Raw genomic sequence first — 8,029 nt, forward strand, 5'->3', positions numbered from 1 at the left:
AGATGTGTATAAGAGACAGGGGCGGTGGTGGATGGGGGCGTCGGGGGTGTGCTGGGCGGGGACGCGGGGTGCGGGGTGGGGGGTGAGGCCGAAGGTGGTGAAGGCGGTGCGCTGTGGCAGGCGGTAGGGGCTGGTGCCGGTGAGGTTGTTGAGGATGGTGGCGCTGCGCCAGGCGGCGAGGCCGAGGTCGGGTGCGCCGACTCCGTGGGTGTGGCGTTCGGCGTTCTGGACGTAGATGTTGCCGGTGATGGCGGGGTCGAGGTCGAGGCGGAAGTCGGTGTCGATGCGGGGGCGCCCCCGGCTGTCGCGGCGGAGGTGGGGGGCGATGCCGGTGAGGAGGGTGTCGAGGGGGCGTTCGCGGTAGCCGGTGGCGAGGACGACGGCGCCGGTGGTGAGGCGGGTGCGGGTGGCTTGCTGGGTGTGTTCGAGGTGGAGTTCGATGCGGGTGTTCTCGCCGGCCGGGCGGGCCGCGGCGCGGACGGTGACACCGGGGGTGAGGGTGGTGTCGGGCCAGCCGCCGTGCAGGGTGCGCCGGTAGAGCTCGTCGTGGATGGCGGCGATGGTGTCGGTGTCGATGCCCTTGTGGAGTTGCCATTGCTGGGGGACGAGGGCGTCGCGTACGTGTTCGGGCAGTGCGTGGAAGTAGTGGGTGTAGTCGGGGGTGAAGTGTTCGAGGCCGAGTTTCGAGTACTCCATGGGGGCGAAGGCCTGGGTGCGGGCGAGCCAGTGGATCTTCTCGGCGCCGTGGGGGCGTGCGCGGAGGAGGTCGAGGAAGATCTCGGCGCCGGACTGGCCGCTGCCGATGACGGTGATGTGGTCGGCGCGCAGGAGTGTGTCGCGGTGGTGGAGGTAGTCGGCGGAGTGGATGACGGGGGTGCCGGGGGCGTCTGCGAGGGGGCGCAGGGGTTCGGGGACGAAGGGTTCGGTGCCGACGCCCAGGGCGATGTTGCGGGTGTGGGTGCGGCCGGGGGTCGCGGTGCCGCCGTCGGGTGCCAGGCGGGTGTAGTCGACGTCGAAGTGGGCGTGGTCGGGGTTCCAGCGGATGGTGTCGATGCGGTGGTGGAAGTGGGTGGTGGGGAGTTGTTCGCTGACCCAGCGGCAGTAGGCGTCGTATTCGGCCCGGTGGATGTGGAACTGCTCGGCGAAGTAGAAGGGGTAGATGCGGTCGTGGGTGCGGAGGTAGTTGAGGAAGGTCCAGGGGCTGGTGGGGTCGGCGAGGGTGGTGAGGTCGGCGAGGAAGGGGACTTGGAGGGTGGCGCCGTCGATGAGGAGGCCGGGGTGCCAGTGGAAGGCGGGGCGTTGTTCGTAGAAGGCGGTGGTGAGGGGGGTGCCGGGGATGTTGTGGGCGAGGGCGGCGAGGGAGAGGTTGAAGGGGCCGAGTCCGATGCCGATGAGGTCGTGGGGCCGGTTGCCGTCGGGGGTGGTCCGGTCGGTCATCGGGGGGTGCTGCCTTCCGTGGTGGCGCCGGTGTGGGCGTGGCTGACGAGGGTGAGGAGGTTCTGGAGGTCTTGGCGGGTGGTGTGGGGGTTGAGGAGGGTGGCTTTGAGCCAGAGGCGGTCGTCGGTGTGGGCGCGGCCGAGTACGGCGTGGCCTTGGGTGAGGAGGGTGCGGCGGATGGTGGCGACGGTGGTGTCGTCGGCGTGGGTGGGGCGGAAGAGGACGGTGCTGATGGTGGGGCGGTCGTACAGCTCCATCCCCGGGTCCTGGTCGATGAGGTCGGCGAGGTGGTGGGCGGTGGTGACGGTGCGGTCGATGAGGTCGGCGAGTCCGTCGCGGCCGAGGGCCTGGAGGGTGACGGCGATCTTGAGGGCGTCGGGGCGTCGGGTGGTGCGGAGGGAGCGGCCGAGGAGGTCGGGGAGGCCGGCGTCGGTGTCGTCGTCGGCGTTGAGGTAGGGGGCGTGGTGGTGGAGGGGGGCGAGGTCGTCGTGGTGGGGGACGGCGAGGATGCCGGCGGAGGCGGGTTGCCAGCCGAGTTTGTGGAGGTCGAGGGTGACGCTGTGGGCGTGGTGGAGGCCGTCGAGGAGGTGGCGGTGGGTGGGGGCCGTAGGCGGCGTCGATGTGGAGGTCGGCGCCGTGGGTGGTGGTGAGGTCGGCGATGTGGTCGAGGGGGTCGATGCGGCCGGTGTCGGTGGTGCCGGCGGTGGCGGCGACGAGGAGGGGGCCGGTGAGGGTGGCGAGGGCGTCGTGGAGGGCGGTGGGGTCCATGACGCCGCGGGGTGCGGGGATGACGACGGGGCGTGGGAGGCCGAGGATCCAGGTGGCGCGGGTGATGCTGTGGTGGGCGTTGGCGGCGCAGACGGTCTGGATGGGGCCGTGGCGTTCGCGGGCGAGGAGGAGGGCGAGTTGGTTGGCTTCGGTGCCGCCGGTGGTGACGACGGCGTCGGGCCGGGGGGTGTGGGGGTAGATCTCGGCGGCGAGCGCTGCGGTGAGGGCGGTTTCGAGGGTGGAGGCGGCGGGGGCCTGGTCCCAGGAGTCCATGGAGGGGTTGAGGGCGGAGGCGGCGAGGTCGGCTGCCGCGGCGAGGGCGAGGGGCGGGGTGTGGAGGTGGGCGGCGCAGTGGGGGTGTGCGGGGTCGGCGGCGCCTTCGGTGAGTGCGGTGACGAGGGTGCGGAGTGCGTGGTGGGCGCCGGTGCCCTGGTCGGGGATGAGGGGACCGGTGCGGGTGTGGGTGTGGTGGGTGACGGTGTCGGGTCCTCCTGCGGGGAGGGGGCCGTCTCGGCGGGTGGCGCCGTCGTGGAGGGCGGTGAGGACGGTGTCGAGGAGGGGGCGCAGGTGGGTGGGGCCTGCGATGCCTCCGGCGAGGGGCGGGATGGGCATGGCGGGTGGGGTCCTTCGGGTCGGTCGGGGCGGTGGGTACGGCGTCGGGGACGCGTTTCGCGCGGGGTGGTCGGGTCGGTTGGTCGGGTCGGGCGGGGCGGGGGGCGCCGCACCCCTTCGCATGTGGGGTGGGGAGCGCGTTGCGTGGTGGGGCGGTCGGGTCGGGTGGGGTCTGTGTTTCGTGTGGTGGCCCGAGGGCCTGTCGGGTGTTCTTCGGTCGGAGTGCGGACGCGGTCTGGTGCGGGGGTTGCGGGGCGCCGGTCCGTCCTCGTAGCTGAGCTACCAGGGCGTTTCGGCGACGCCCGGGTGTGTGCCAGGCCGGGGGCCGCCCGGCCGGGGGCCGCCCGGCAGGCTCTACGAGCCCAACGAGTGGGACCGGTAAGGGGTATTGGTGTTCGGGTCGGTGGCCTGCGGGGGCGTTTCGCTGCTATCAGTGTGCGCTCTTCGTACGACCGTGCCCGGTCTCCCTGGTCGGTGGGAGGCCGGGCACGGTGGGGAGCGGGATGGACCGGCGCCGGGGTTTCCTGGTGGGTGGGCCGGGTGCCGCGGGTGGCTCAGGGGGTCTCGGTCGCCGGGGCGGGGCGGTGGGCTTCGCGTACCTCCAAGGCGCGGCGCAGGTCGTCGAGTTGGTCGGTGAGTTTGCGGAGCAGCGCGGGGGTCAGTGCGGGGTCGTCGAGTGCGGCGGTGCCGGTGGCGAGGTGGTCGGCGTCGACGGCGTGGGCGGGGAAGGCGTTGCGTCCGGCGGCTTCGGCGATGGCGGGGCCGCGGCGGGCGGCGAGTGCGGTGGCGTCCGGGTAGTAGCGGTGGACGTAGTCGTGGAGGAGCTCCGCCTGTTCGGGTTGCCAGAAGCCCTGGGCGGTGGCGGCGAAGAGGTAGTTGGACAGGGTGTCGTCGTGGAAGAGGGCGTTCCAGGCGGTGGCCTTGGCTTCCGGGGTGGGGAGGGCGGCGCGGCAGCGGGCGGCGCCTTCCTGTCCGGTGGCGCTGGGGTCGTCGGCGAGTTCGCGGGCGATGGTGGTTTCGTCGGTGGCGCCGAGGGCGGCGAGGCGGGTGAGGATGCGCCAGCGGAGTTCGGGGTCGAGTCCGGGTCCGCCGGGGACGGTGCCGTCGTCGAGCCAGTCCTGCAGGGCGTCGGGGTGGGTGGCGGCGTCGATGAAGTGGCGTACGGCGATGAGGCGGAGGCCGGGGTCGGTGGTGCGGGCGCCGGCTTCCCAGTCCTTGGCGGTGAGGCCTTCGGTGCGGCGCAGGAGGTCGCGGCAGAGGGAGGCGATGCCGGACAGGGCCGCGGGGCGTTCGCCGGGGGTGAGGTAGCGATCGGCGATGTGGGTGGCGGCGAAGGTGAGGACGCCTTGGACGAGGGCGAGGTCGGTTTCGTGGGGGAGGTGGGTGCGGGCGGCGGTGAGGTAGGCGGTGGGGTGGAGGTCGCCGTCGCGGACCATGTCGCGGGCGGTGTTCCAGACGACGGCGCGGGTGAGGGGGTCGGGGATGCCGCTGAGGTGGGTGAGGGCGGTGTCCCAGGAGGCGGGGTCGAGGCGGATCTTGGCGTAGGTGAGGTCGTTGTCGTTGAGGACGACGAGGTCGGGGCGGCGGCCGGGGCGGGTGGTGGGGGTGCCGCTGCCGTTCTGCGGGACGTCGGTCTCGAAGCGTTCGCGCAGGACGAGGCGGCTGGTGCCGGAGCGGGTGTCGAGGGCGTGGTCGTAGGTGCCGACGGCGATGCGGTGGGGGCGGTTGCCGTGGTGGCCGACGGTGAGGTTCCAGTGGTGGCCGGTGTCCTCGGTGTGTGCGGTGAGGGTGTCGGGGCCGGTGGTGCGGAGCCAGCTCGCGGCCCAGGTGTGGACGTCGCGGTCGGTGGCGGTGGCGAGGCTGTCGACGAAGTCGGCGAGGGTGGCGTTGGCGAATTTGTGGCGGGCGAAGTGGGTGTTGATGCCGGTGAGGAAGTCCTTCTCGCCGAGCCAGGTGACGAGCTGGCGTAGTGCGGAGGCGCCCTTGGCGTAGGAGATGCCGTCGAAGTTGAGGAGGGCGGAGGCGGTGTCGGGTACGGCGTCGGGGGCGACGGGGTGGGTGGAGGGGCGCTGGTCGGCGTCGTAGCCCCAGCCCTTGCGGGAGACGCCGAAGTCGGTCCAGGTGTCGGTGAAGCGGGTGGCTTCGGTGAGGGTCTGGTAGCCCATGTACTCGGCGAAGGACTCGTTGAGCCAGATGTCGTCCCACCAGGTGAGGGTGACGAGGTCGCCGAACCACATGTGGGCCATCTCGTGGGCGATGACCATGGCGCGGGTCTGGCGTTCGGTGTCGGTGACGGCGGAGCGGTAGATGAATTCGTCGCGGAAGGTGACGAGTCCGGGGTTCTCCATGGCACCGGCGTTGAATTCGGGGACGAACGCCTGGTCGTAGGAGTCGAAGGGGTAGGGCTCGTCGAACTTCTCGTGGTAGCGGTCGTAGAGGGCGCGGGTGACCCCGAGGATCTCGTCGGCGTCGGTGTCGAGGTGGGGGGCGAGGGAGCGGCGGCAGTGGATGCCGAAGGGGATGCCGGCGTGGTGGGTGGTGATCGAGTGCCAGGGTCCGGCGGCGACGGCGACGAGGTAGGTGGAGACGGGTGGGGTGGTGGCCAGGGTCCAGCGGCCGTCGCCGGTCCGTTCGGCGGTGCTGTTGCCGAGGACGGTCCAGCCGTGGGGTGCGGTGACGGTGAGGTCGAAGACGGCCTTGAGGTCGGGCTGGTCGAAGGCGGCGAAGACGCGCTGGACGTCGTCGAGGAAGAGCTGGGTGTAGAGGTAGGTCTCGCCGTCGGCGGGGTCGGTGAAGCGGTGCATGCCCTCGCCGGTGCGGGAGTAGCGCATGGTGGCGTCGACGGTGAGTTCGTGGGGGCCGGCGGTGAGCTGGTGCAGGGGGTAGCGGTTGCCGTCGAGGTGGCGGGGGTCGAGGGGCTGTCCGTCGAGGGTGAGCGCGTGCAGGGTCTCCGGCTTGAGTTCGACGAAGGTGTCACCGGTGGCACGGGTGGTGAACCGGATGGTGGTCCGGGAGTCGAAGGTGTCTTCGCCCGTGGTGAGGTCGAGGTCGACGGTGTACCGGTGTACGTCGATGAGCTGGGCACGGGTCTGCGCTTCTTCGCGCGTCAGTACGGACATGGGCCCATGCTGCCGTAACGGCTCCGGGGTGGGGAGGAGGTTCTCGCAGGGCTGACGGGCGGGGTGGCGTGTGGTGTGCGGGGCTCCGCGGAGGCGATGCGCGTGTGGCGGCTGTCCGGTCTTTCGGGGTGCTCCCAGGTGGCGCGGGTCCGGTCGGCGGTGGGGCGTGGGAACGTGTGCGCTCCGCTGACCTGATCGGCGTGGCGCCGGAAGAGGCTGGTCAAGGCGAGTGGACGAGCCGGGTGTACGCCTCCGTCAGGGAGATGGTCGTCTTGCCCACCTGGAACTGGTGTGTGTCGATGGCCCGGACGGGCTGGACCTCGTAGGCCGTGCCGGTGAGGAAGCACTCGTCGAAGCTGCTGAGTTCCTCGGAAGGATGTGCCGTTCGACTGCCGGGATGCCGATGTCGCGGGCCAGATCGAGCACCGTCTGCCGGGTGATGCCGGCGAGGAAGCAGTCGGCGGTCGGTGTGTGCAGCTCGCCTCCGCTGACGAGGAAGAGGTTGGCCCCGGTGGCCTCCGCGACATGGCCGTGGTAGTCCAGCAGCAACGCGTCGTCGAAGCCGGCTTGGTCGGCGGCGTCGCGGGCCATGGTGCAGATGTTGTACAGGAAGGCCGCTTTGGCCCGCACGGGTGCGGTGTCCGGTGCGGGGCGCCGCCAGCGCGAGGTGCCCAGCCGGATCCCGTGTTCCTTGGCGTCGGCCGAGAAGACATGCGGCCATTGCCAGGTGGCGATGGCGACGTGGACAAGGGTGCCGGCGCCGGTCACGCTGATCTGCTCGCTTCCGTGCCAGGCCACAGGCCGGACGTAGCCGTTGCCGATGCCCTGCCTGTGGACGAGTTCGAGCGTCGCCTCGTCGAGCTCCGCGGTGGAGAAGGGGATGTGGAAGCCGAGCTCCCGCGCCGACTCGTGGAGCCGCCGTGTGTGCTCCGTCAGTTTGAGGACGTGACCGTCGTAGACCCGTTCGCCCTCGAAGACTCCGCCGCCGTAGTGGAGTCCGTGGGTCAGGACGTGCAGGCGGGCGTCGCGTCAGGGAACGAACTGCCCGTCGAGCCAGATCCCGCCGTCGCGGTCGTCGAGGGACGGGTGGTCACTGTGCGGCCCCTGTCGGTGCGTAGTCGATGCGGATGCGGCGTTCGAGGTCGCGATGGAATTCCTCGGCGTCCTCGGTGGACGGGTGGTGGGAGAGAACGAACGCCGGATAGCCGGTGAAGTCGACGGCCGCGCTCAGGCGCCCGGTGTCCCGTACGGCTCCCCCGCCGACTGCTCGGCGATGCGCTCGTGGTGGCGGATGACCTCGGCGACGATGAAGTTGAGCAGTTTCTCGGCGAACGCCGGGTCCAGCTTGGCGCTTTCGGCGAGCCGGCGCAGCCGGTCGATCTGCCGGGCCTCGCGGGCCGGGTCGGCGGGCGGCAGGTGGTGTTCGGCCTTGAGGTGGCCGACCTGCTGGGTGGCCTTGAAGCGTTCGGCGAGCATGTGGACGACCGCGGCGTCGATGTTGTCGATGCTTTCGCGCAGGCGGTTCAGCTCCGCCCGTACGGGCTCGTCGATGGCGTTCATGGTGGTCGAGCTTAGACGCACCGGAGGGGGCCCGGTCACGGGTGTCCGGGGTGCGGACCGTGGCCGGGCGGGGTGTCCGGTGTGCCGCGTCCCTGCTGTTCGCGGAAGCGGACCGGGGCGGTGCCGGTGCGCCGGGCGAACAGCCGGGAGAAGTAGGCCGGGTCGTCGTAGCCGACGCTGCGGGCGACGGCGGCGACGGGGAGGTCGGTGGCGGCGAGGAGTTCCTTGGCCCGGCCGAGCCGGATGGTGAGCAGGTACTCCTTGGGGCCGACGCCGGCTCCGCGGCGCACGGCGGTGCGCAGTGCGGCGGGGGTCATCTGGTGCCGGGCGGCGTGTTCGGCGACGGTGAGGGGCCGGAACGCGTCGCGGGCGAGGGCTTTGAGGACGGGGTCGCCGTCGGGGGCGACGTCGGCGCGGGAGCGGCGCAGGGAGACGAGGAGTTCGTGGACCGCGGCCCCGGCCTCGACCTCCTGGAGGGGGTGGGCGCGGTGGGCGGCCTGCACGATGCGGCCGATGGCGGCGCGGGGGGCGTC

The 8,029-nt window shown here is 71.9% G+C and carries 5 protein-coding genes and 1 pseudogene; all 6 read right to left on the reverse strand.

Features of this window, described 5'->3' with window-relative positions; genetic code table 11:
* Window positions 1–1,437, reverse strand: a 1,437-nt coding sequence (locus IH13_RS0131780) for a lysine N(6)-hydroxylase/L-ornithine N(5)-oxygenase family protein (protein ID WP_031089831.1), incomplete at its 3' end; no start/stop codon positions are given.
* Window positions 1,434–2,817, reverse strand: a pseudogene (locus tag IH13_RS39070) (pyridoxal phosphate-dependent decarboxylase family protein). The gene IH13_RS0131780 and the pseudogene IH13_RS39070, both read right to left, overlap by 4 nt.
* 554 nt (window positions 2,818–3,371) lie before the next feature.
* The gene (gene pepN, locus IH13_RS0131790) at window positions 3,372–5,936 is read right to left on the reverse strand and encodes an aminopeptidase N (RefSeq protein WP_031089833.1); all 2,565 of its coding nucleotides are present in this window, start codon (window positions 5,934–5,936) and stop codon (window positions 3,372–3,374) included.
* A gap of 255 nt (window positions 5,937–6,191) precedes the next feature.
* On the reverse strand, window positions 6,192–6,953 hold the full coding sequence (locus IH13_RS39075) for an aminotransferase class IV (protein WP_324605208.1): 762 nt from the start codon (window positions 6,951–6,953) through the stop codon (window positions 6,192–6,194).
* A gap of 210 nt (window positions 6,954–7,163) precedes the next feature.
* Window positions 7,164–7,496, reverse strand: coding sequence for a chorismate mutase (locus IH13_RS0131800; RefSeq protein ID WP_031089836.1), 333 nt, complete (start codon window positions 7,494–7,496; stop codon window positions 7,164–7,166).
* Window positions 7,497–7,531: 35 nt separating this feature from the next.
* On the reverse strand, window positions 7,532–8,029 hold a 498-nt coding region (locus IH13_RS0131805; protein ID WP_158791442.1), incomplete at its 5' end, for a helix-turn-helix transcriptional regulator.

Origin of the sequence: Streptomyces sp. NRRL WC-3549, assembly GCF_000721935.1 — a bacterium.
In the GTDB taxonomy this organism is placed as follows: domain Bacteria; phylum Actinomycetota; class Actinomycetes; order Streptomycetales; family Streptomycetaceae; genus Streptomyces.

What these genes read in the sequence shown, in the direction of transcription:
- IH13_RS0131800 (WP_031089836.1), bottom strand. Translation starts at nt 7,496, where the DNA reads ATGAACGCCATCGACGAGCCCGTACGGGCGGAGCTGAACCGCCTGCGC.
- pepN (WP_031089833.1), bottom strand. Translation starts at nt 5,936, where the DNA reads ATGTCCGTACTGACGCGCGAAGAAGCGCAGACCCGTGCCCAGCTCATC.